Source organism: Methylobacterium sp. C33D (genome assembly GCF_053345825.1).
The window spans coordinates 21,476-43,845 of sequence record NZ_JBKFAV010000048.1 but is presented as its reverse complement, the minus strand read 5'-3'; the positions used below and the strand labels follow the sequence as shown (position 1 = coordinate 43,845).

The following is a 22,370-nucleotide window of genomic DNA, read 5'->3' as shown; positions in this document are numbered from 1 at the left end:
CTCTCCAGCAGGGCGACCGCTTCGCGTTTAAACTCGGGCGTGAACTCTCGTCTCGTCTTCGCCATCCGACACATTCCCCGCTCAGCATGAGCGTATCAGAGGTGTCCGCGATGCCGAGGGAGGATCAAGATCAGGCGCACGGCAAAGCCGGCCTGGAGCAGGCGCCAAGCGATTGGGCGGTGATAGTTGCCGGTGGCCTCGAAACCGCAGGTCACCGGCTGGCCGAGGTTCGACAGGAGCGCGATCAGACGGTCGTGCTCGGCGCGGGTGTTGAGGACGCTCAACCGGCGTCGTCGGCCGAAGCCGGGCACCTCGATGAGGACCTCGTTGCGGGCCTTGGCGACGTCGATGGCTACGAGAACGCCGGCCGGCGGCGTAAGCTGTGGTCTGGTCATGGTCGATCCGTCTCCGGAATGAGGCTTCGAACACCGTCACTCTAGAGACCTGTCGATCGGCCATGACCGCCCAGGGCGGCGCGCTGCGCTCAGCATGGCTTCGCGCGCCGCCCCAGAGCCGTCGAGCCATCTTCCCGATGTGCTACGGGGTGCAGTTCTGCCATGCCCCGCGCAACCGCTCAGGCCCGACGGCCCTCTACAGCCGGCACATGTTCGACCGCGTCTGCCATGAGCACGGCATCGAGGATCGCCTGACCAAACCCAACCATCCCTGGACCAAAGGTCAAGTCGAGCGGATGAACCGCATCATCAAGGACGCTACGGTCAAGCGCTACCACTACGACACGCACGAACAGCTTCGGGCGCACCTACAGCTGTTCGTCGACGCCTACAACCATGCCCGTCGGCTGAAGACCCTGCGCGGCCTCACGCCCTATGAGCATGTCCTTCAGGTCTGGACCAAAGAGCCTAAACGCTTCAGGCTCGATCCGTCACACCACATTCCGGGACCATACACCTAGGCGGGTTCACGCGCCCACAGGGCAGCAATCAGGACCGACGCTGCGTAACCGACGATGGGCGCAGAGACCCACAGTACGGTGAACAGGATCCAGCCAATGAGTGTCTGCGGGGTCATGTGACGCTACCGCTTCTTCTGCCGACGCTTCGGCGCGTGGGCGGCAGCGCCTTATCGTGGACACCGCGGATCATCTGGATGATCGGCTCGGCCCGCGACCCATAGGTCGTCTCGCACAGCTGGTCAGCCTCTGTTTCCACGTCCATCGCTTATCCTCAGACCAGCGGCAGCCCCGTTCTCGCGCTAAAGGCCAGAGCCTGGACCCTCAACGCGTGATGTGTGTCCAGGGCCGAGCATTATAAAATCGTCGCTCGTATTGATTTGAGCCCCAAACCAACGCTCCTGCTGTCAGTGATCGGCTCTTGCACTCTCATTTTTGGTCTAGGAACACTTAGCTTTATCGCAACCAAGCCATCCACAACCTTAAAAAGGCGACCAACATTCGCGATGGGACCTTGCGCAGTAGCGGCGTCAACGCTGATCATTTCTAGCGGTCCAGAATTAACAGTGATTCCGAACACAAAATCAGTCATGTCACCAACAAAACCCATGAATGACAGATCTAACCAAACATCCTCAATAGCTTTCGCGGATCTAATTTTGAAAACAATCCGAGCGTGTGTTCCGTTGGTCCATGCGCCCCAATCCTCCACAGGATAGAAGCCATCGCGCAAAACATGCGGCAGCAATCCATTTCCAGACGCGTCAATCATCTCTCCGGATTCTATTATATATGGCAACGTCTGAAAGCTGCTCAGCAGGCTATAAGCATCGTCCTTTTCCCAAGCCTTGATGAGCGGTCCCACTCGCTCCGCAATACGTGCTTCTTGTTCAGCGGAGAGACGAAATTTATCTCCGTTGCCCATACTCGGCTCGATGAGGTTCACAAAGGTAGAAGAGACTGACAGAAAATCGGCCACCCGTTTCATTTCGCCGTCAAAATTATCCCTAAGATTTTCATACTTAAGAAATAGCTTCGAGTAGTTTTCGTCTTGATTTATCTTAGCGGCAAATTCCCAGTTGTTGACCCACTCATCCAATGCCTCATCGAACGTCTCGATGTGCCAAGCATCACGTCTTTCCTTAGCAGCTGCGGCTCTTGCTAGCGACGATTTAATGACATTGGCGGGATGTCGAATGATCAGAACTAATTTAATGCCGGGGAATTGCGGCAGTAGCTGATCCATATAGGCGCCGCTTACAACATTCGGCATCTTATCTCCGACGGCTTTTAGCTCCATCTTGCCAGAGATTGCAGCAAATATGGCATTGATGATTTTATGGTAATGACGATCGCGGGCCGGTATTGGCGCTGGATCGAAACTCTTCAGCGGAGCTTCGAGTGGATCAGCACGATCGGATTGATCTTCGTTCAAGGCCGGCGAGTAGAACGTCGGGGTAATTTCCAACCCGGCATACATCGCGTTTCTAGATCGCTCCACATCGAATAATGTGTCGACCCGTTTCGCCAAATCATTTAGACCATATTCGTGAAAGCAACTGATTTCACTGTGGGTGTTAAGAATTTGCTGCAGAACGCTCGTTCCGCTCCTGGGCGCCCCGGAAACGAGAAAATAGATCATTGCAGTTTACAACCGAAGGCTTGATTGAGCTAGCGATCATAGTGGAGCGAGCGGAAAGACAGAGAACGAAACTGCTCATTGCCGCTGGCTACTATAGTGCTTCTGTTTAAGCTAGGCAGCCTGAGAATGGGCCACATTCACCAATTGGCGCAGGCTGCTGGCTTCCGTTTCGACACATGATTGAGTCGATGCCCTCATCAGATGTGGGATGAGCGCAGCTGCCGCTTGTTCTACGGAGCAGGCTTGAGTTCGCAGAATAACATCGGGCGCCTCTGGATCCTCATAGGGCGCAGAAACGCCAGTAAAATCTGGGATTTCGCCAGCCCGAGCTCGATTGTAGAGGCCTTTAGGATCTCTCGACTCGCACACCGCCAGGGGTGTGTCGACGAACACCTCCAGGAATGGGATATCACCCGCGATACGCCGAGCCATTTTTCGCTCGTGACGGAAAGGAGAGATCAATGCAACGATCACCACGAGTCCTGCTTCAGCCATGAGCCGCGCGGTTTCGGCGGCGCGACGGATGTTCTCGGTTCGATCGGCTGCGCTAAAACCGAGATCGCAACTCAGCCCATGACGCAAATTATCGCCGTCGAGCACCATAGCGTGTCGGCCGCTCCGTGTGAGGGATTGGTCTACAGCGTTGGCGATGCTCGACTTGCCTGACCCAGACAGCCCCGTGAGCCAAGCGATCACTGGGCGCTGCTCAAGAGCGCGCCACCGCTCCTCACGGGGCTGTAGTGTGTGCCAGGTCAGATTCTGGGTTTCCAATCCCTTAAACCGCTGGCTCATTAGAATACCAATGACGCAACTTAGAGGTAGTATGCACGATTTCGTGATCGTGACTGTGTGAAAAGCGTCGCACTGCCATGCATAAAATTTCAACCAGCGAGCGAGTCGCGTGGCGTGCCTCAGAGTGGTGTCTCCCCGACGCTTCAAAGGGCATCGCGTTTTGCTAATAGCTGGACGTTCGGCCCTCGGGCTCACCAACATGTGGGCCGCGCATATGGCGCGATCACGAGCCGGCGGTGCGGCAATCTCCATCACGGCCGACGGCTAGGATGTGAACCGAACCAAGGCGTTGCAGAGTTTGTCGTTTTGTGATTCCAGGCGGCCGTTTTGCGGCCTGGAGGTAGCGATGGCGGACCTGTTCTGGCTTTCGGATGAGCAATGGGCGGTGATCGAACCGTTCATGCCCAAGGATCAGCCCGGACCCGAGCGGAAGGACGACCGGCAGATCATCTCGGGCATCCTGCACGTGCTGACATCGGGCTGTCGCTGGCGCGATTGCCCGGCCGCCTACGGCCCGCGTACCACGGTCTACAACCGCTTCAACCGCTGGTCGCGGCGCGGCTTCTGGAAAGCCATGCTCGCCGCGCTGGCCAAGGCCGGATGGGCAGGCGATGCAGCCGCCCTCGACAGCAGCTACGTCCGGGCCCACCGCTCGGCCCATGGCGGCAACGTATGGCCCGCCCCGTCCGCAAGTGGCCCTGGATCCGCTGGTCTGAGCAGTCTGCATTAACGTATCCGGCCTTCCGGCGAGCCGTTGGCCAAGATGGAGATCCGCGCGTCCTGGGCCTCATAAAGGGGTCGGCGTCGAGCGCCATTTGCCAGCCAAAGGCTTCCAGGACACCGGTCGACTGGAGTTGGAGTTGACCCGTTTTGGTGGAGCGGTGGAACGCTTGCGGATCAGGGGTCGGCGATCCGAGACTACATCACTGAGACCAACGCTCATCCCAAGCCATTCGTCTGAATCAAGTCAGCCGACGCGATCTTTGCCAGTATTTCTCGCTTCTGCACACAGACTTCTAAATCAAACCACTAGGGCCTGTCGTCGCCTGAACCATCTGGCGCAGCACGCGTTTTGTGTCTCCGCTCTGAGTAGGGACGATGCTGAGCGACGCGCAATGGGCTGTTCTGGAGCCACTGGTCGAGGCTTGTCGGCCGAAGGCGAAGACGCCGCCGCATGACCTGCGGCGCACGCTCTCAGCAATCCTGTGGCGCCATCAGAACGGCGCCAAGTGGCGCGCAATCCCGCAAGACCTCGGGCCGTGGTGGCGGGCCGCACAGATCTTCATCCGGTGGTCGCGCGGCGGGGTGTGGGAGCGTCTACTTGCTCTCGTGCAGGAGCGCGGCGTTCAGCGGGGCATGGTGTTCCTCGATGGCACCAATATGCGTGCGCATCAGAAGGCGGCTGGAGCCGCTAAAAGGGGGGATCTGCAGGCGAGCGAGACGATCGTGAAGCTGTTGGCCGATCACGTGGCGGCTATGGGACCAAGGCTTGCGTGATCGCTGACGGCGCCGGCCGCGCGATCGCCTTTCGGATCGCACCGGGGCAGGCCCATGAACTGCCCCACGCGCTGCCCTTACTCGGTCACTTGCCGGGCATTCCCCAATGGGTCGTGGCGGATCGGGGCTACTCCAGCCAACGCTTCCGGCAGCAGTTGCGAGAGGTCGGGGCAACACCTGCTATCCCGTCCAAGAGTAGCGAGGCCCCCGAGCGCTGCACGGACTGGATCTACACCAACCGCAACGTCGTCGAGCGGCTCTGGGCACGGCTCAAGGAGTGGCGGGCGGTTGCCACGCGCTATGAGAAAACCGCCTCCAGCTTCACCGGAGTCCTCTGCCTCGCCGCAGCCCTCGATCACCTCAGGTGACGACAGGCTCTAGCACCGACTTAGCCCATCCCAAGAACCCAGCAGGGCTCGCCGTGGCGGGCCCATCCTCGTGCACGCCGCCCTCGGATCCCGTAGCGAGGCCGATTTTCTAGACCCAGACGGATTATCACGCCGCGGCGCACGTCAACATCCCGACATGCCAAGGTTGGAAGCATTATCAGGTTCGCCGCCCCCCTCCGCGGGCGTGCCAGGCTACGCTCGAGGAGCACGGATCTTGAAATGATGCAGCGCAGGGACCAATATATTCTGGGCTCAGGCTCAAATTTTTTCGCTTGCATCACGTGTTTTTTCTGCCAAAACGCGAATCTTATCTTCTGAATCGGGGTTAATACATGCGTATGCTCGCAATCGGCGCAATTCTCGCCGTTGTCATACCTCTCGCCGCGCAGGCTCAGGAAGCCGGCGACGCCGCCGCCGGCGAGAAGGCGTTCGCCCCCTGCAAGGCGTGCCACAACTTCCAGAAGAACGGCGTGGGTCCCGACCTGAAAGGCGTCGTCGGCCGCAAGGCGGGCACCTACGAGGGCTACAATTACTCCGCCGCCCTGAAGAACTCCGGCATCACCTGGGACGAGGCCAACCTGCACGAGTGGCTGAAGAACCCGAAGGCGAAGGTGCCCGGCAACAAGATGATCTTCCAGGGCATCGCGGACGACAAGAAGATCAACGACGTGATCGCCTACCTCAAGACCCAGTCCTGAGTCTGACAGGTCCCGGGCCGAGGACGCGCGCGGCCCGTCATCGCGCGTCCGCCGCGATTAACCCTGCCCGGCCCGGCCGGTCGGGGTTTTCTGCGCTGGCTTCAGGGATATGCGCAAAAACAGTCTCGGTTTCTCTTCGCGAGATCTCCACAGCGCGCAGGACGATGCTACTCTACGCCCAGTCGCTCGGCGTAACGCACCGGGCGTCCTCAACCTTCAGCCCCGCCGGCACCCGCCGCGCGGGGCTCTTTCGTGGCTCAGCGGCCGCTGCCTGAGGACAGGCTCGACCCGACGCTGCCGGAGAGCTGGCTCGGTGTGCCGAGCACGGTGCCGTTCGGATTGGTGTCCAGGTTGGGATCCTGCGTCGCGAGGCCACCGGGCGAGGGGTTCGTCGACTGGGCCGGCTCGAAGGCCTGACGGCCGCCGGCCAGCGGAACGATCACCCGCTCCGGCCGGATGGTGGTCTCGCAAATCCCCTGGCAGATCGGGACCGTGAGGTCGGTCTCCTGGCAGATCGCCCTCATCTCGCCCCGGACGCACGTGCAGCGGCACAGCGCCGAGGCGGGGGCGGGCAGCGCCAGCACGGCGGCGACGAGCATGAACAGGCGCATGGTGATCGACCTCAGTGCCCGCGACAGGGCGATCGGGGCTCAGCGGGGCTAATAGCACGGCGCGCCCTGGAAAGGCGCGTCGCTCAGCCGGCCGTGACGCGGCGGTAGCTCGCCGCGAAGGCCTCGGCGGCCTCGCGTGTCAGGTCCGTCACCACCAGCCCGGCGGTGTAGACGGTCCACCGTCCGTTCTGGTCTTCCGTGATGCAGATTTCGGCCATCGCGTGCCTCCACTCCACGCCACAACAAAGCCGAGCGAACCTGACGAGTTCCTGAACCGCGCCGGGCGATCACGAGGCCGGTCCATCGTCCTCCCGGAGGATGCGGACGGGCCGGAAGGCGCGCGCGGACACCGCGGCCTCGACCCAGGCGCGGGCCGCCGCGGCCGCGGGGTGATCGGTGAAGGCGGCCGGGCGCGGCGGCCATTCCGACCCGGACTGAACGACGTAGCCGCGCGTGCCCGCGGCGCAGGGGCCGACATAGCCGAAGACCTTGCCGGTCCCGTCGACGAGGTCGGTGCAGTGGACCGGCCCCTCGGTCCAGCGGAGATCGGGCATCCTCACCTTCCCGTGTCTCGCCCCGTGCTCATCCCGTCGGCGGTCCGGGGACGCGCGCCGCGCGGGCCGGGGCGAGTCGACGCCGGCGCGGACCGCCCCTATACGCGCCCGGCGGCCGGATCGTCATCGGCGCCTCCCGAGCCCGCAGAGGGATCCGGCGTGGCGGACGGGGCGGCAGACGACTCAGTGGAAAACCCGGCGGACCGCTCGGCGGACAGCGTGGCGATCGTCGGCCTGGGCTATGTCGGGCTCCCGCTCGCCCTGGCGTTCGGCAGGGGGCGGACCACGATCGGCTACGAGCGCGCCGCCGACAAGGTGGCGGCCTACCGGGCCGGGCACGACCCGGCCGGGGAGATCGACGCGGAGGCGTTCCGGGCCGCCGCCCACCTCGTGATCACCGACGACCCCACCGCCCTGGGCGCGGCGGACGTGATCGTCGTCACGGTCCCGACCCCGGTCGACGCGGCCCAGTGCCCCGATTTCGACCTGCTGATCCGGGCCTCGGACCTCGTCGGTCGGCACATGCGGCCGGGCACGACCGTGGTGTTCGAGTCCACCGTCTATCCCGGGGCCACCGAGGAGGTCTGCATCCCGGTCCTGGAGCGCGCCTCGGGCCTGCGCTGGAAGACGGACTTCTTCGTCGGCTACTCACCGGAGCGGATCAACCCGGGAGACCGGGAGCACAGCTTGGCCAAGGTGGTGAAGATCGTCGCCGGCGACACGCCCGAGACCCTGGAGCGGCTGAAGGCCCTCTACGGGTCGATCATCGAGGCGGGGCTCCACGCCGCCTCGTCCATCCGGGTGGCCGAGGCCGCCAAGGTCATCGAGAACACCCAGCGCGACCTGAACATCGCGCTCATGAACGAGCTGTCGCTGATCTTCGACAAGCTCGACCTCGACACGCAGGAGGTCCTCGCGGCGGCGGGGACGAAATGGAACTTCCTGCCGTTCCGCCCCGGGCTGGTCGGCGGCCACTGCATCGGCGTCGACCCGTACTACCTGACCCACAAGGCCGCGATGATCGGCTACCACCCGCAGGTGATCCTGGCCGGGCGGCGGATCAACGACAGCATGGCGGCCCACGTCGCCCGCAGCACGGTGAAGCGGATCGTCCGGGCCGGCGGGACCGGGCGGGCGCGGGTCATCGTCCTGGGCCTGACCTTCAAGGAGAACTGCGCGGACCTGCGCAACTCGAAGGTCGCCGACCTCGTGCGGGAACTGGAGGAATTCGGCTGCGCCGTGTCGGTCCACGATCCCCGCGCCGCCAAGGCGGAGGCCCGGGCCGAGTACGGCATCGACCTCGTCGACTGGGCCGACCTGCCCGCCGACGCGGACGCCGCGGTGATCGCGGTCCCGCACCGCGACTACGCCCGGCTCGGTCCGGAGGCGATCGCCGCCCGGGTGAAGCCGGGCGGCCTGATCGTGGACGTGAGGGCACTCTTCGAGAAGGCGCCATTCGCGCAGCTGGGCTACGAGGTGTGGCGGCTGTGACGGCGACCGCGCCGACGCCGGGACAGCGGCGAGAGACGCGTCGAGAGGCGCGGCGAGAAACGCCACAGGACCCGCGATCATCGGGACGACGAGGGAACACGCCATGGACGAGAAGGGGGCCGAGACGGGCCAGGAGAACCGGCAGCCCGCGCCCAGCGACGCGGCGGCGCTCGCGGCGCGGCACGCCCGCTACCCGGACGCGCAGATCCGCACGATCCTGAACGGCACGCGCACGATCGCGCTGGTGGGGGCCTCGGCCAACCCGGCGCGCCCGAGCTGGATCGTCCTGAAGTACCTGCTCGACCGGGGCTACGCCGTGACGCCGGTCAATCCCGGCCTCGCCGGCCAGGACCTGCTCGGGCGCCGGGTGGCCGCCTCCCTGGCCGAGGTCCAGGCCGCGCTGGGCGACCAGCCGATCGACATGGTCGAGATCTTCCGCAACTCCGCCGCCGCCGGACCGCTGGTCGACGAGGCGCTGGCGCTGACGCCGCCGCCGAAGATGATCTGGATGCAGCTCGGCGTGCGCGACGACGCGGCCGCCGCCCGGGCCGAGGCGCGCGGATTGACGGTGATCATGAACCGCTGCCCCAAGATCGAGTACGGCCGGCTCTCCGGCGAGATCGGCTGGACCGGCGTGAACTCCCGGATCCTCAGCGCCCGGAAGCCGGTTCTGGCTGCCAAGGGCGTCCAGAAGCTCACCATCGCGGAGCGTGGCCGGCGCCCCGAGGGTTAGCGGTATCCTGATACCTCGATCGACAACCCACGGAAAGAAATAGCTTTTTCGGGGTCCTGCATTTCTCTGTTGACCCGGCATCCGGGGCCGTCTATGCACCCGGCACCGCCGCCGCGTGTGCCCCACGCGGCGGCTCGTTTTTCGGCACCCCGATGTCCGCGGATCCCGACGCGTCGGGGTCCGGTCCGTCGGAACCCCTGGGATTTGGCTATGAAGACCACCTCGCTGAAGCCCGCCGAGGTCGACAAGAAGTGGATCGTGATCGACGCGGAGGGCCTCGTCGTCGGCCGCCTCGCGTCGATCGTGGCGATGCGCCTGCGCGGCAAGCACAAAGCCGCCTACACGCCCCACGTCGATTGCGGCGACAACGTCATCGTCATCAACGCCGAGAAGGTGAAGTTCACCGGGCGTAAGTACAATCAGAAGAGCTATTTCTACCACACCGGCTATCCGGGCGGCATCAAGGAGCGGACTGCCAAGTTCATCCTCGAGGGCCGATTCCCCGAGCGCGTGGTGGAGAAGGCCGTCGAGCGCATGCTGCCCCGCGGCCCGCTCTTCCGCCAGATCCTCGGCAATCTCCGCGTCTACAAGGGCACCGAGCACCCGCATGAGGCCCAGCAGCCGCAGGCGCTCGACGTCGGCGCCCTCAACCGCAAGAACGTGAGCGCTTGATCATGGCGACCCTGCAGTCCCTCGCCGACCTCAACCGGTCGAACACCGGCGCGGTCGACCCCGCCAACGAGGCCCCCGTCCACGTCCAGAAGCTGGACGCTCAGGGCCGCGCCTACGCCACCGGCAAGCGCAAGGACGCGGTCGCCCGCGTCTGGATCAAGCCCGGCAGCGGCACGGTCACGATCAACAAGCGCCCGGTGGAGACCTACTTCGCCCGCCCGGTGCTGCGCATGATCCTGCGCCAGCCGCTGGAGATCGCCGGCCGCGTCGACCAGTACGACATCACCGTCACGGTGGCGGGCGGCGGCCTCTCCGGCCAGGCCGGCGCGGTGCGCCACGGCCTGTCGAAGGCCCTGACCTACTACGAGCCGGAGCTGCGCGCCCCGCTGAAGCGTGAGGGCTTCCTCACCCGCGACGCCCGCGTGGTCGAGCGCAAGAAGTACGGCCGCAAGAAGGCCCGCCGCAGCTTCCAGTTCTCCAAGCGTTAAGACACCCGGTCACACCGGTGTCACGGAGAGGGCGGCTCCTGCGGGGGCCGCCCTTTCGCGTTTTCAGGCCGCGGCACGGCCGTTGACAGGCTGTCGCACCGCGCGCACCTGATCCCCGGCCGCGGTGCCCGACTCGGGCGGCGAGGCACATTCGAGAGAGCGAGACGAGCGATGTCTGGCGCAGGCGCGACGAAGCCCACCGTGTTCATCGACGGCGAGGCCGGGACGACCGGTCTCGGCATCCGCGAGCGCCTGGAGCGCGACGGACGGGTCGCCCTGCGCAGCATCGCGCCGGAGCACCGCAAGGACCCGGCGGCCAAGCGCGCGCTGCTCGCCGAGGTCGACCTCGTCGTGCTGTGCCTGCCGGACGACGCCGCCAAGGAGACCGTGGCGCTGGCCGACAGCCTGCCCGGCGGCGGCCCGCGCGTCCTCGACGCCAGCACCGCCCACCGGGTCGCGGAGGGGTGGACCTACGGCTTCCCGGAGCTGACCCGGGAGCAGGGGGCGGCGGTGGCCCGCGCCCGGCGGGTCGCCAATCCCGGCTGCTACCCGACCGGCGGCGTCGCGCTCCTGCGGCCGCTGGTGGAGGGCGGCCTGATCCCGGCCGACCACCCGATCAGCGTCAACGCGGTCAGCGGCTACAGCGGCGGCGGCAAGAGCATGATCGAGGCCTACGAGCAGGGCACGGCACCGCCGTTCCAGCTCTACGGTCTCGGCTTCGCCCACAAGCACCTGCCGGAGCTGCAGCGCTACAGCGGCCTCACCCGGCGGCCGATCTTCGTGCCGTCGGTGGGGAATTTCCGGCAGGGCATGCTCGTGAGCGTGCCGCTGCACCTCGACACCCTGCCGGGCCGGCCCAGCGCCTCCGACCTCGAGGCGGCCCTGCGCGACTGGTACGCCGGGCAGCCCCTGGTGCAGGTCGTGCCGGGCGCCGCCACCGGCGCGCACCGCGAGAAGATCGAGCCGGAGGATCTCAACGACACCGACCGGCTGGAGCTGCGGGTGTTCGGCTCGGCCGAGCACGGGCAGGCGGCGCTGGTCGCGCGCCTCGACAATCTCGGCAAGGGCGCCTCCGGGGCGGCCGTGCAGAATCTGGGGCTGATGCTCGGGCTCGACGGCTAGCCGACGGGCGCCGGCGCCCACCCGCGCACGCCCGGGTGACGGGACCCGGGCGCCCGCCTCGACAGAGTGGGGGTCGGGGCACGGGCCCCGGACCGCTCCCTTCGCACCGCGAGACGCGATGAACGGCGACCTGATCGATGCGGCGTTCGGCCGGCCCTGGCACCGCGCGGACGCCGCGGCCGGCGCGACCGATCACCCGGCCGGCACACCGGGCTTCCAGGTCGATCTCGGCTTCCGCTGCCCGATCCGCCGCGTCGAGATCGCGGCCACATCGGCTTCGCCGCCGCGCCTCGCCCTCTCCGACGATGGGCAGGCCTGGCGCGAGGCCGACCTCGACACGGCCCGGAGCGGGCCCGAGACCCTGGTGCTCGCCACCGGGGAGGGCGCCTGGGCGCGCCACGTCCGCGTCATCCCGGACGGGCCCGCCGGAGGCGAATCGCTTGCGGCGCGGGTGCTGTGCGACCGGGCGGATTTCGATCTCATCGCCCTGCGGCGCGTGCTCGACGTGCCCTTCGACATGGCCGACGAGCGGCCCGGCGCGAACCCTTACGTCTCCTACCGCCTCGTCGGCGCCGAGCGGCCGCGCTCTCGCGCCCTGGTCGGGCTCGCGCTCTACGAGTGCGGCGCTTTCGGCAACTGCCTGATCCAGCTGCTGCTCGCGATCGGCATCGCCCGCAACCTGAACCTGAAATACATCAAGCTCCCGGCCGCGGACCGGAGCGAGGTGATCGGCCTGACCGGCCCGCTGACCTGCGGCGGCCTCACCTTTATCCCCGGCTCGGAGCCGCTGCCGGAGGCGGGCCTGTTCCTGTCGGGGATGTATTTCGACCTCGGGATCCAGCAGCTCGCCGGGAGCCTCGGCCCGGACGAGACCCGGGACATCGTGCGGACCTGCATCCGGCCGCTGTTCAACCGGCTGCCGGCGGAGATCCCCGCCAAGCCCGACGACGAGCTGCTGATCCACATCCGCTCTGGGGACATCTTCAGCACCTGGGTGGCGCCCACCTACCCGCAGCCGCCGCTCGCCTTCTACCAGATGGTGATCCGGCGGCTCCTGGCGGAGGGCCGCATCGCCCGGATCAAGATGGTGTTCGAGAACCGGCTCAACCCGGTGATCCCGGTGCTGGAAGCCTGGATCGCCGAGATCGGCGTGCCCCTGACGACCCAGAGCGGCACCCTGATCGACGACGTCGCGGCGCTGATGAACGGGCGCTACCTCGTCTTCGGCCTCGGCACGTTCGGGCCGGGGGTCTGCCAGCTCTCCGAGCACGTCGAGCAGGTCTACTACTTCGCCTCGGGCTGGCCGCAGCATTTCAAGAGCATCCCGACCATCGGGCGGGTCGTCGAGGTGCTGGACGTCGCCGGCGGCTACACGAAGGTCGGCGAGTGGGACAACTCGCCCGAGCGCCGCGCGCTGATGCTCGCGTACCCGGCTGAGAACCTCGCCTTCGACGACGCCTGAGCCCGGCCGCGCCGCCTTGCCGAAGCCGGCAAAACCGGTGACAAGCCCTCGAGCCACCGCCGGAGGACAGACTTGGCCAGCGCTGACCCATCCCCGGAAGCCCTGTGCGTCAACGCCTTCGACATGCACCGGGCCGAGGTGCTGATGCGGCTGCGGCGCCGGCTCCGGTCGCGCCACACCACCCTGGTCAGCTTCGCCGCCAAGTACCACTACGTCGAGAGCCAGCGCCGGCTGGTGGCCTCGGCCGCCGCCACGGGCGATTTCGACACGATCGAGAGCTGGTCCCCCGACCGGCTGCGCGGGACGCCGTTCTACCGGGAGCACCGCGCGATCCTCGACCGGTCCCGGGGCGCCGGCAACTGGGCCTGGAAGCCCTACGTCATCGCTGAGGCGCTGAAGAAGCGCCGCGACGGCGACTTCGTCGTCTTCAGCGACACCGGCATGCAGGCAGTCGGCGACGACCCGCTGCCGCCGGTGGCGCCGCTGCTCACCTGGCTCGACGGCTCGGACCGCCGGGTCGCGGTGAGCGTGCTGCACGGCAAGCCGCAGCGGGCCTGGACCAAGCGCGACTGCTTCGTGCTGATGGACTGCGACGCGGCGCGCTACTGGGACGCCGACCAGATCCAGGCCTCCTGGATCGCCTTCATGGTGAGCCCCGCCACTCGCCGGCTCGTGGCCGAGTGGCTGCGCTACGCCGGCGACGCGCGGGTCGTCACCGACATCCCGAACCAGATGGGCCTGCCGGATCTCGAGGGCTTCATCGACCACCGCTTCGACCAGAGCATCCTGTCGAACCTGATCTACAAGCTCGAGCTGGAGATCCCGCCGCTGCGGCAGCCGTCCAAGCAGATCCGGACGCTGATCGACGAGCTGGAGATGGACACGCTCGTGGCGATGCGGCCCTCCGAGAACATCGCGCTGGGCAAGACCTGGACGGCGAGCTCCGCATCGCCCTGGTCGGGCACCACGGGCACCTACGGCGAGCGCACCACCGGCGACCCGTCCTTCTTCTTCCACACCGGGCTCGACCGGAACCCCTGGTTCGTCCTCGATCTCGGCGCGGTCGAGCGGGTCTCGGAGATCCGGATCTACAACCGGTGGGGGCAGCTCAGCGAGCGGGCGCAGCTGATGCGGGTCTGGCTGGGCGAGACCGAGGGCGACTACCGCCTCGTCTTCGACGCCGTGGACGCCCACTGCCATCCCGGCCTGCCCCTCCACCTGCGGTTCGACAACGCGCGGTTCCGCTACCTCAAGATCAATCTCGACGAGGAGCAGCACCTGCATCTCGACGGGATCGAGATCTTCGCGGCGCGCTGACGCCGCCCCGGATCGCGACGGCATGAGCACGCCGATGCAGGACAAGCCGCTGTTCCCGTTCGGGCCGATCCTGTTCCTGGGCGACTCGGTGACCGCCGGGTGGACCGCGCAGAACCCGCGCCTGTTCTCCGGACCGCAGACCGTGGGCCGGGGCATCGCCGGCCAGTCGGTCCGGGACACGGCGCGCCGGCTCCGCTCGGAGATCGCCCTCTACGGTGCCAAGGGCCTGCACCTGCTCTGCGGCCGCGACGACATCCTCGGCGGCGCGCATTCGCCCACGCTGGACGGCATCGTGGGCACTATCGCCGCGATGCTGCGGGACACCAGCGACCTGTACGTGCGAACCTGGGTCGGCTCGATCCTGCCGGTCGATCCCAACGCGCCCGGGGCGGCCGGGCAACCGGTCGCGCTGATCGGCGCGGTCAACGCGTGGCTGCGCGACCACGTGCAGGAATTCGGGGCCCATTTCATCGACTACGATCCCGTCCTGGCCACGGGGGCGGGCGCGCTCCGGGCCGACTACAGCGACGACGGGATCGGCCTCAACGCCGCCGGCCTCGCGGCGCTCGAGGCCGCGACGCTGGCGGTCCTGACGGTCCCGGATCTCGAGCCGATCTGGCCGCCGCCAGAGAGCGAGGACGCCGCGCGGCGGCGCAAGTTCCTGCACCATTTCGGCTACCTCGACTCGAACACGCGCTATCCGAGCCCGTTCATCCAGTTCGCCGGCAAGCCGGGCGCGAGCCATTACGGCGTCCCGTTCGACGCGGACGGCTTCCTGAACGCCGCCCCGATCGTCGCGCGCAAGCCGGAGGGCGAGACCCGGATCCTGGTCGTCGGCGACTCGACAACGATCGACGGCGGCGACATCGCCAACACCCTGCCGGGCCGCATCGAGCGGATCCTGCGGGCGGACGGCCTCGACAGCGCGAAGGTCTACAATTTCGGGGTGATGTCGAGCTGCCTCACGCAGATGACGCACCTGATCTGGTCGCGGCTCGTGACCTACGGCCCCGACGCGATCCTCGTGCTGAGCGGCAGCACCGACCTGTTCCAGCCCTGGACCTACGATCCCCGGCCGGGACACCCCTACAACGCCTTCATCACCCAGCGGCTCTACGACCACTTCTTCGACACGCACGATCCCCGCGCCCGCGAGGACGGCCTGTCCTACGAGGCGCTGATCACGCTGATCTACGAGGAGCTGAAGCGGCTGCGGGTCGAGGTGGGCTGGCAGAGCCCCGGTTGGGAGGACGCGATCGTCCACCATTACGAACTGGCGGCGCACCGGCTGACCAAGCTGTCCCACGACCACGCGGTGCCGATCGTCAGCGTCCTGCAACCGACGATCCTGCGCAAGCGCCACCTCACCGAGGTGGAGCGCGGCGTCGCCTCGGGGGCGTTCCTGGCCTATCTCGACCGGCAATATGCCAAGCTGGAGGCGTTCACCGCGCAGCTAACGGGGCGCCGCCCGTACCGGCGCACCTTCACGGCCCTCGACCTCAGCGGGATCTTTCGCGACCGGGAGGAGGGGACCTTCTACGACATCGTCCACTACGACGATCCCGCCCGCGAGATCGTCGCGGCCCGGCTGGCCGCCGAGATCCGCGGTGCCCTGGACCGGGCCCGCACCCGCACGCCGCTGGCCCGGGTGCGGCACCTCCTCGCCGGTCTGCGGCGATAGGGCCCAAAGGCGTCGCACCGGGGGCGCGGCGCCGAGATCGGCGCGGGTCCCCTCTCCCGTGCGGGAGAGGGACAAGGTGCGCGATCCGGATCCGTCTTGTCCCTCACCCCAACCCTCTCCCGCACGGGAGAGGGGGCACGTCGCGCTGCACGGAGTCGCTCCGCCCCGTGCGATGCCGAAAGTCAGCCCCGCTCGGCCGCCCGCTTGACCCGGTGGGTGAAGATCACCGAGAGCCAGGGCACGACCTCGTGCTCGACCTCGATGGAGAGCAGCACCTCGAGGTGGAGCGCGTAGGGGAGGGTGAAGCGGAAGCCGCAGCGGGCCTCCTCCATCGTGGTCGGCATGTCGCCGAGCACCGCCGCGATCACGTCCGGCCGGTGGACGTCAGCGGGGATGCGCTGGACCTCGCCGTCGGCCTCCACGATCAGCGTCGCCTTGGCGCGGCTCGCCGAGACGACCCAGCCGGCCAGGACCACCTGCCCGTCCTGGATCTCGGCCCAGACCCGGTCCCGGGGGGCCTCCAGGTTCGCGCGGGCGAAGGAATCCGGCAGCTCGCCGTCGAGCTCGGCCACGGTGCAGCCGACCTCGTACTTCTCGAAGCCGCGCCCCTCGCCGAAGATGGCGGCGAACTCCTTCTGGTACTGGGCGATCCGGGCGTTCTTGATGTCCTCCGGCAGACCCGACCACTGGCCCTTCTCCTGGACCGTGTATACCGAGAGCAGCTCCCGCAGGAACGCGATCCGGCCCTTGTCGGCGACGTAGAGGTTCATCAGCCAGTCGGCCGCCGAGGCGTTCGCGTAGTAGGCCTCCGGCACCCGGCGCAGGGCCTCGGCGCGGTAGAAGCAGCAGGAGAAATTGGCGGTCAGCGGCGCGTTGGCCAGGACCGGGAAGCTGATCGTGCCGGTCGGATAGCGGCCCTGCTCGTCGTGGGGGACGTAGGAGCCGGTGGCCGGGTAGTGGAGCAGCACCCAGTTGAAGCACATGTCCAGCTTGCGGTCGTTGCGCAGCATCCGCATCTGCATGGCGATCTTGCGGTCGGACAGCCAGTAATCGTCCGCCTCGCAGAAGGCGACGTACCGGCCGGTGCAGGCGGCGAGGCAGTCCTGCATGTTGCGCAGCATGCCGAGATTGTGTGGCCGGGGCCGCACCGCGATCCGCTCCGGGTCGCGCGCCCGGTAGCGCTCGACGATCGCGGCGGTGCCGTCGGTGGACTTGTCGTCGCCGATCACGACCTGCATCCGGAACAGCCCGCGCTGGCCCAGCACCGCGTCGAGGCAGCGGCCGATATCGGCGGCGTGGTTGTAGGCCGTGACGATGACGCTGACGGTGAGCTGCTCCAGCAGCCACGCGCGCAGGGCCTCCGGCTCTCCTGGAAGGTCATCCGGCGCGTCGAGGCCCATGTCGCTCAAGGCGTCCCGGGCGATGTCCGGGTTGGCCTCGATCAGGCGCCCGAGGCTCGGCACGTCCTCCTCGTCGAGATAGGCCTCGGCCAGCCGCCGGAAGATCGACTTCTGCGCGGCCTCGTAGCCCGCGGCGTAGCGGCCGCCGAAATGGCCGCGCAGCTTGCGGAAGAACGCGATCTCGGAGTTGCCGAGCTTCTTGTGGCGGGCGAGTTCGGTGGCGTAGGTCGCCCACATCCCGGCGGCATGCTTGCGGTAGACCGCCATCACTTCCGGCAGGAAGCCGATGCGCCCGACCTCGGCATGCATCAGGTGGACGTACCAGTCGCCGGGGGCGATGCCCTCGTCGAACACGAACGCCTCCTCGCCGTGGTAGCGCCAGCGGTAGAGCACGCTGTTGGTCTGGACGAAGTTGTGGGCCACGAGGTCGGACAGCGACGGCTGCGGGCTGCACTGCTTCGGGTAGAGCTCGTCGACCCCCGGCATGTCCTCGTAGACGACGCGCACCCGGTGGAAGCAGAGGGTGAATTCCGGGCGCGCCCGCAGGAAATCGACCTGCCGCTGGAGCTTGCGCGGGTCGGTCCAGTAATCGTCGCCCTCGCAGATCGCCACGAACTCGCCGCGGGCGCGGGCCGTCAGGTCGGCGAAGTTCCTGTTCGGCCCGAGATTCTCGCTGCGCAGGACCGCCACGAGGTTGGGGTGGCGCGCGGCGTACTCGGCGATGATCTCGGCGGTCCCGTCCGTGGAGCGGTCGTCGCCGACCAGCAGCTCGAAGGGGAAGTCCGTGGCCTGGCCGAGGATGCTCTCCAGCGTCTGTCGAATGAAGGCCGCCTGGTTGTAGCTGATGCACAGGACCGAGACGACCGGCCGGTTCCACGCCGGCGCGGGCTGGGTCTCGGCGCGCGCCCGGATCCAGGCCGCGAAGGGATTGACGAAGCTGCCGTCGAAGGTCTCGTCCGGCGGCGCGGTGAAGTCGGCCCGGGGCCGGCGCCCGAGCCGGGCGCCGTACTTCACGTAGTGCTCGAGCGGCGACAGGTCGGTGAGGCCGACATCGGGATAGCGCGTCGCGTAGCCGATATGGTCGAACAGGCCGCTGGCGTAGATCGTGGCGAAATCGTCCTGCCACGGCTCGAGCGCGGGCGGAGCCGCGGTCGAGCCCGGCGCGCTCGCGCCTGCACCGTCCTGCATCGGTCTGATCCCTCGCACGCACTCCGTCCGGCCGCTCCCTAGATCACGGGACGGGGAGGGTCAACGCAACCGATAGAGACGAGCGCGAAGTCTAGCTATTTCGGATCCGAATTTATACTTGGCCTGATCGCCCGCAAAGCGCGCCAACACTTAGGAGAGACCACTTGCAAGATCGGTCACTCCGCGGCGCGCGCGCCGTCAACCGGCCCTCACAGCGTCGAGGGCAGGCGCGCCTCCTCCGACCCGTGATTGTAATAGTGCATCATCGGATCGGCCCCCGCATTGGCGACGTCGTCGTTGCACGCGAGGTAGAACTGGCGATCGAACAGGCCGGATGTCTCGAGCCACGCGAGCATCGTCTGCTCGGGCACGACCGGCGCGCGGTCAGGGGCGGCTTCGGCGGCTTCCCGGTAGAGGTGGGCGAACCGGGCGATCCGGGCCGCGACCTCCTTGGCGGCGGGACGGCGCACCGACGAGGCGACGACGCTCGACTGCTCGCCGGGACGCCGGCGCTGGAGATCCGCCTCGGCGAGGCGCACCAGCCGGGCCAGCTCGCCCTGCGCTTCCTTGAGCCGCGCCTGGGTCTCGGCGAGCTCCGCCCGCAGCGCCTCTACGTCCTCGCCCAAGGTCGGCTCCGTCTCAGTCGCGGGGCCCGACGGGTCTCGGGCACGCGGCCGCCGGCGGGATCGGCCGGAGGCCGGCGCGACGGGGCGCCCCTGTCGGGTCGAGGCCGGCTGTACGATCGGCTCCGGGACCGGTCAACCCTGCGCGCGGGGCGCGCGGATCGCGGGACGGGCGGTCACGCCGCCAGACCGACGGCCTCCTCGGCCTCCGCGTCGGCCTCGTCTTCCGGACGCGGGAGCCACCGGCCGACCACCAGCAGCAGGAGGGCGGGGACGACGAGGATCAGGGCGATGCCGAGGATCCCGACATGCCCGATCAGCCGCCCGTAGAAGCCGCCGGTGACGCCGTCGTGCCACGAGATCACCGCCATGCCGGCACCGGCGGCGACGAGCAGCACGGGGATCTTGAACCACAGGGGCCAGGGCGCGCGCCGGGTGCGGACGGCCGCGCGCGCGGGGGCCTGCGGCGCCGCGCGCGCGCGCTGGGCCAGGAGCGACTCGATCTGATTCTGGAACTCCGCCTGGACGGGGCTGCTCGGGTCCACGCCGCCGTGCGCCGGGTGAGGCTCCATGACAGGCTCGACCCGCGCCTCACCGAGCCCCCCGCCGAGCGGTCCCGGGATCTCGGCCTCCGCCGCGACCATGAGGCGCGCCTCGTGCCGGCGCATGAACAGCCAGAGCGCGACGGCGCCCAGCAGGACGAAGGCCAGCAGCCCGAGGCCGACCGGGCCCATCACGTTCTCGATCGACCGGCCGCACAGGTAGGCGCCGAATCCCATGATCGAGGCCCAGGCGACGCCGCCGAGGGCGTTGAAGGCCATGAAGCGGCGCGCGTCGAGCTTGTTCACGCCGGCCAGGACCGCCGCGTAGGCCCGGAGCATCGCGGTGAAGCGGCCGAAGAACACGATCTTCCCGCCGTGCCGGCGGAACAGGTACTGGCCGAGCTTGAGCCGGCCGTGGTCGAGCCCGATCAGGTGCCCCTTGCGCAGGAGCAGGGGCAGTCCCCAGCGGCGGCCGACCCAGTAGCCGGCATTGTCGCCCAGGATGGCGGCGGTCGCGGCGATCGCCACGACGACGGCGATGTTGATGTTGCCCGTGCTGCCCGCGTAGGCCGCCGAGGTCAGCAGCACCGTCTCGCCGGGCAGGGGCAGCCCGGCGCTCTCCAGGGTGATGATGACGAAGATGGCCAGATAGCCGTAATGCGCGATCAGGTCGGCGATCGGCAGATCGTGCAGGAAGGACATGGGCTCTCCTCGCGGATCGATGCCGCCCGCTCTCGCCGACAAACGTGGCCGCTCCGGGGCGAAGACGAGATCCGGTCGGTCAGCCGGTGGCGGGGGGTGGACCAGCCTTCTCCGCCTGCGCCAAGTGGGCGCGCATCCACGCGATGGTCCCGGTCAGCCCGGCCTGCAGGGGGACGCGGGGCTGCCAGCCGAGCTCCGCCCGGATCAGCGCGGTGTCGAGCACGTTGGCCGGCACGTCGGCGGCGCGGCTCGGCCGGTGCACGCACGGGACGTGGTCCCGCCCGAAGGCCGCCTTCAGCTCGGCGATGACCTCGTTGACGCTCAAGCCCCGGCCGCTGCCGACGTTCAGCACCTTGTGCGGCCCCCGATAGGCGACCGCGCCCAGGAAGGCGTCGCTGACGTCGTCGATGTGCAGGAAGTCGCGCACCACCGCGCCGGTCCCCCAGACCTCCAACGGCTGGCCGGTGAGGACGCGGTAGATGTAGCTGCCGATCAGGCCCTGGTGCTTGGTGCCGAGCTGGAAGCGGCCGTAGGGGTTGGCGATCCGCAGGATCTGGTAGTCGATCCCGTGGAGGTGCCGGTAGAGGTGGAGCGACTTCTCGATGATCAGCTTGCTGATGCCGTAGGCCGAGATTGGGTCGGTCGGCGCCCGCTCGGGGATCGGGATGGCGGCCGGGATCCCGTAGATCGCGCCCCCGGAGGACGCGAACACGAGCTTCCCGATCCGGGCCGAACGGCAGATCTCCAGGAGGTGCAGCGTGGCGATCGGCGCCGCCGAGAGCTCCGCCGACGGGTCGCGGTTGGAGCTCTCGGGGATCGAGCCGGCGATCAGGTGGAAGACGACGTCCTGGCGCTCCACCGCGTTGGCGAGGGCGAGGCGGTCGGAGAACTGGCCGGACACCCGCGCGACGCGCCGGTCCAGGACCTCGGCCTGCGGGTGGCTGCGGCTGAAGCACGTGACCTCGGCGCCCGCCGCCGCGAGGCGGTTGCACAGGTTCAGCCCGAGGAACCCGCCGCCGCCCAGCACGAGGCAGCGGGCGCCCGCGAGCCCCGACCCGGGCGGCCCGCCGGCGGCGTCGCCGCTCACGGCCGCGGATCGGCGGGGCGGGCCCCTTCGGGCCCGGCCTCGGCCGCCGCGATCAGGCGCTCGAGCAGCGTCAGGGCTGTGTCCTGCAACGCGCGCCGGGTCGGCTCCAGGGGCGCCTTGCCGGAGGCGCGGGCCGCCGCGTAGGCCGCCGCGTAGGCGGCGTCCCAGCCGGCGGCGAGGATCGGCCCGCCGGCCGCCTCCAGATCGTCGCGGATTGCCGACCAGGCCGCCCGCTGGGCGGCGTCCCAGGCCGCCGCCCGCACGGAGGGGCCGGTCTGGCGCAGGGTGAGATTGGCGATCGCTGCCCGCTTGCGGGCGCGTCGGAGATCGTCGCACAGCCCGGCGAGGTCACTCAGATCGCGGATCTCGGGCAGGCCGGCCAGCACGTCGGCCTCGACGTTCAGCTTGGCGAGGTGGAACCACGCCGGCAGGTGAACGCGGACGAGCCAGTCGGCCACCATCCCGGCCCGGCGCCGCTCGACGGGTTCCGGACCGCGCGTCCCGACGAGGCGGGGGAGGAGCGGGAGGATGAGTCTGTCCCGCTCCAACTGGGGCAGGCCGTCGCTCCAGGTCCGGACGAAGGCGGCAATTACGGGGGACGCGCAGGCCGGCCGGTCCGAGAGCGGCTCGCCGGCGAGATGGGCGACCGCTTCCATGGCGCACAGCGCCCCGTCGCGACCCGCCTGCCGGCCGGCCGCAAGCGTCCGGACCGCCGCGATCCGATCACCGTCGATCTCGAGACTCCCCGACTCCGGCATCCGAAGGC

At 68.2% G+C, this 22,370-nt stretch carries 19 protein-coding genes and 4 pseudogenes; 12 read left to right on the top strand and 11 right to left on the bottom strand.

Going from position 1 to position 22,370, the window contains the following annotated elements; all coding sequences use genetic code 11:
* Positions 1-128: 128 nt before the first annotated feature.
* Positions 129-395 (bottom strand): annotated as a pseudogene (locus ACLBXO_RS27710) (IS110 family transposase); the annotation flags it as partial.
* Between the two features lie 200 nt (positions 396-595).
* On the opposite strand from ACLBXO_RS27710, the pseudogene ACLBXO_RS27705 reads away from it, so the two are divergent.
* Positions 596-916: pseudogene (locus ACLBXO_RS27705) on the top strand (integrase core domain-containing protein); the annotation flags it as partial.
* Positions 917-1,268: 352 nt separating this feature from the next.
* Here the strand turns inward: ACLBXO_RS27705 and ACLBXO_RS27700 are convergent.
* Complete coding sequence (locus ACLBXO_RS27700; protein ID WP_447687411.1) at positions 1,269-2,555, bottom strand: sulfotransferase family protein; 1,287 nt, start codon at positions 2,553-2,555, stop codon at positions 1,269-1,271.
* A gap of 111 nt (positions 2,556-2,666) precedes the next feature.
* Entirely contained in the window at positions 2,667-3,326 is a 660-nt protein-coding gene (gene cysC, locus ACLBXO_RS27695; RefSeq protein WP_447687412.1) for an adenylyl-sulfate kinase, read from the bottom strand.
* 367 nt (positions 3,327-3,693) lie between these two features.
* Between cysC and ACLBXO_RS27690 the strand changes: the two are divergent.
* From ACLBXO_RS27690 to ACLBXO_RS27680, 3 genes and pseudogenes are all read left to right on the top strand, one after another.
* Positions 3,694-4,059, top strand: a pseudogene (locus ACLBXO_RS27690) (IS5 family transposase); the annotation flags it as partial.
* 386 nt (positions 4,060-4,445) lie between these two features.
* A protein-coding gene (locus ACLBXO_RS27685) for an IS5 family transposase (protein ID WP_447687410.1) occupies positions 4,446-5,212 on the top strand; the annotation gives its coding sequence in 2 pieces (ribosomal slippage) (positions 4,446-4,761 and positions 4,761-5,212; 768 coding nt in all).
* Between the two features lie 353 nt (positions 5,213-5,565).
* Positions 5,566-5,931, top strand: coding sequence for a c-type cytochrome (locus tag ACLBXO_RS27680; protein ID WP_447687409.1), 366 nt, complete (start codon positions 5,566-5,568; stop codon positions 5,929-5,931).
* Between the two features lie 257 nt (positions 5,932-6,188).
* Here the strand turns inward: ACLBXO_RS27680 and ACLBXO_RS27675 are convergent, their stop codons facing one another.
* The 3 genes from ACLBXO_RS27675 to ACLBXO_RS27665 all read right to left on the bottom strand — a co-directional run bounded on the left by ACLBXO_RS27675 (position 6,189) and on the right by ACLBXO_RS27665 (position 7,096).
* A complete protein-coding gene (locus tag ACLBXO_RS27675) occupies positions 6,189-6,542 on the bottom strand; it encodes a hypothetical protein (RefSeq protein WP_331314164.1) in 354 nt (117 codons plus the stop codon).
* Between the two features lie 83 nt (positions 6,543-6,625).
* On the bottom strand, positions 6,626-6,760 hold the full coding sequence (locus tag ACLBXO_RS27670) for a hypothetical protein (protein WP_020096204.1): 135 nt from the start codon (positions 6,758-6,760) through the stop codon (positions 6,626-6,628).
* Between the two features lie 69 nt (positions 6,761-6,829).
* Positions 6,830-7,096: a hypothetical protein gene (locus ACLBXO_RS27665; protein WP_331314168.1), complete on the bottom strand. Its 267-nt coding sequence runs from the start codon at positions 7,094-7,096 to the stop codon at positions 6,830-6,832.
* A gap of 219 nt (positions 7,097-7,315) precedes the next feature.
* Here ACLBXO_RS27665 and ACLBXO_RS27660 point away from each other — a divergent pair, with 219 nt between their 5' ends.
* The 8 genes from ACLBXO_RS27660 (at position 7,316) to ACLBXO_RS27625 (ending at position 16,062) form a co-directional block, all read left to right on the top strand.
* Positions 7,316-8,587, top strand: a complete 1,272-nt coding sequence (locus ACLBXO_RS27660) for a nucleotide sugar dehydrogenase (protein WP_447687408.1) — start codon at positions 7,316-7,318, stop codon at positions 8,585-8,587.
* A 103-nt stretch (positions 8,588-8,690) separates the two neighbouring features.
* The gene (locus ACLBXO_RS27655) at positions 8,691-9,320 is read left to right on the top strand and encodes a CoA-binding protein (RefSeq protein WP_447687407.1); all 630 of its coding nucleotides are present in this window, start codon (positions 8,691-8,693) and stop codon (positions 9,318-9,320) included.
* A 210-nt stretch (positions 9,321-9,530) separates the two neighbouring features.
* Positions 9,531-9,992, top strand: coding sequence for a 50S ribosomal protein L13 (rplM, locus tag ACLBXO_RS27650; protein ID WP_012318175.1), 462 nt, complete (start codon positions 9,531-9,533; stop codon positions 9,990-9,992).
* Between the two features lie 2 nt (positions 9,993-9,994).
* Positions 9,995-10,480 (top strand): 30S ribosomal protein S9, encoded by a 486-nt coding sequence (rpsI, locus tag ACLBXO_RS27645; RefSeq protein WP_042671562.1) that lies wholly within the window; start codon positions 9,995-9,997, stop codon positions 10,478-10,480.
* A 171-nt stretch (positions 10,481-10,651) separates the two neighbouring features.
* Positions 10,652-11,602: an N-acetyl-gamma-glutamyl-phosphate reductase gene (gene argC / locus ACLBXO_RS27640; RefSeq protein WP_447687406.1), complete on the top strand. Its 951-nt coding sequence runs from the start codon at positions 10,652-10,654 to the stop codon at positions 11,600-11,602.
* Between the two features lie 118 nt (positions 11,603-11,720).
* A complete protein-coding gene (locus ACLBXO_RS27635; RefSeq protein ID WP_447687405.1) occupies positions 11,721-13,064 on the top strand; it encodes a coagulation factor 5 8 type domain-containing protein in 1,344 nt (447 codons plus the stop codon).
* 72 nt (positions 13,065-13,136) lie between these two features.
* Positions 13,137-14,381 carry a hypothetical protein gene (locus ACLBXO_RS27630; RefSeq protein WP_447687404.1) on the top strand — a complete coding sequence of 415 codons (1,245 nt, stop codon included), beginning with the start codon at positions 13,137-13,139 and terminating at the stop codon, positions 14,379-14,381.
* 22 nt (positions 14,382-14,403) lie between these two features.
* Complete coding sequence (locus tag ACLBXO_RS27625) at positions 14,404-16,062, top strand: GDSL-type esterase/lipase family protein (protein WP_447687403.1); 1,659 nt, start codon at positions 14,404-14,406, stop codon at positions 16,060-16,062.
* Positions 16,063-16,244: 182 nt separating this feature from the next.
* Here the strand turns inward: ACLBXO_RS27625 and ACLBXO_RS27620 are convergent, their stop codons facing one another.
* From ACLBXO_RS27620 to ACLBXO_RS27600, 5 genes and pseudogenes are all read right to left on the bottom strand, one after another.
* Positions 16,245-18,650 (bottom strand): glycosyltransferase family 2 protein, encoded by a 2,406-nt coding sequence (locus ACLBXO_RS27620; RefSeq protein WP_447687402.1) that lies wholly within the window; start codon positions 18,648-18,650, stop codon positions 16,245-16,247.
* A gap of 209 nt (positions 18,651-18,859) precedes the next feature.
* Complete coding sequence (locus ACLBXO_RS27615; protein ID WP_056529681.1) at positions 18,860-19,276, bottom strand: hypothetical protein; 417 nt, start codon at positions 19,274-19,276, stop codon at positions 18,860-18,862.
* 605 nt (positions 19,277-19,881) lie between these two features.
* Positions 19,882-20,517 (bottom strand): annotated as a pseudogene (locus ACLBXO_RS27610) (DedA family protein); the annotation flags it as partial.
* A 79-nt stretch (positions 20,518-20,596) separates the two neighbouring features.
* On the bottom strand, positions 20,597-21,604 hold the full coding sequence (locus ACLBXO_RS27605) for an NAD-dependent epimerase/dehydratase family protein (RefSeq protein ID WP_447687401.1): 1,008 nt from the start codon (positions 21,602-21,604) through the stop codon (positions 20,597-20,599).
* Positions 21,601-22,362: a hypothetical protein gene (locus ACLBXO_RS27600; RefSeq protein ID WP_447687400.1), complete on the bottom strand. Its 762-nt coding sequence runs from the start codon at positions 22,360-22,362 to the stop codon at positions 21,601-21,603. Before ACLBXO_RS27600 ends, ACLBXO_RS27605 begins: the two co-directional genes overlap by 4 nt.
* Positions 22,363-22,370: the final 8 nt, after the last annotated feature.

Bases quoted from the DNA above. Each gene is read 5' to 3' on its own strand.
- ACLBXO_RS27700 (WP_447687411.1), bottom strand. From the start codon at position 2,555: ATGATCTATTTTCTCGTTTCCGGGGCGCCCAGGAGCGGAACGAGCGTT.
- ACLBXO_RS27675 (WP_331314164.1), bottom strand. From the start codon at position 6,542: ATGCGCCTGTTCATGCTCGTCGCCGCCGTGCTGGCGCTGCCCGCCCCC.
- ACLBXO_RS27655 (WP_447687407.1), top strand. From the start codon at position 8,691: ATGGACGAGAAGGGGGCCGAGACGGGCCAGGAGAACCGGCAGCCCGCG.
- rplM (WP_012318175.1), top strand. From the start codon at position 9,531: ATGAAGACCACCTCGCTGAAGCCCGCCGAGGTCGACAAGAAGTGGATC.
- ACLBXO_RS27670 (WP_020096204.1), bottom strand. From the start codon at position 6,760: ATGGCCGAAATCTGCATCACGGAAGACCAGAACGGACGGTGGACCGTC.
- argC (WP_447687406.1), top strand. From the start codon at position 10,652: ATGTCTGGCGCAGGCGCGACGAAGCCCACCGTGTTCATCGACGGCGAG.
- rpsI (WP_042671562.1), top strand. From the start codon at position 9,995: ATGGCGACCCTGCAGTCCCTCGCCGACCTCAACCGGTCGAACACCGGC.
- ACLBXO_RS27600 (WP_447687400.1), bottom strand. From the start codon at position 22,362: ATGCCGGAGTCGGGGAGTCTCGAGATCGACGGTGATCGGATCGCGGCG.
- ACLBXO_RS27665 (WP_331314168.1), bottom strand. From the start codon at position 7,096: ATGCCCGATCTCCGCTGGACCGAGGGGCCGGTCCACTGCACCGACCTC.
- ACLBXO_RS27680 (WP_447687409.1), top strand. From the start codon at position 5,566: ATGCGTATGCTCGCAATCGGCGCAATTCTCGCCGTTGTCATACCTCTC.
- ACLBXO_RS27635 (WP_447687405.1), top strand. From the start codon at position 11,721: ATGAACGGCGACCTGATCGATGCGGCGTTCGGCCGGCCCTGGCACCGC.
- ACLBXO_RS27625 (WP_447687403.1), top strand. From the start codon at position 14,404: ATGAGCACGCCGATGCAGGACAAGCCGCTGTTCCCGTTCGGGCCGATC.
- ACLBXO_RS27620 (WP_447687402.1), bottom strand. From the start codon at position 18,650: ATGCAGGACGGTGCAGGCGCGAGCGCGCCGGGCTCGACCGCGGCTCCG.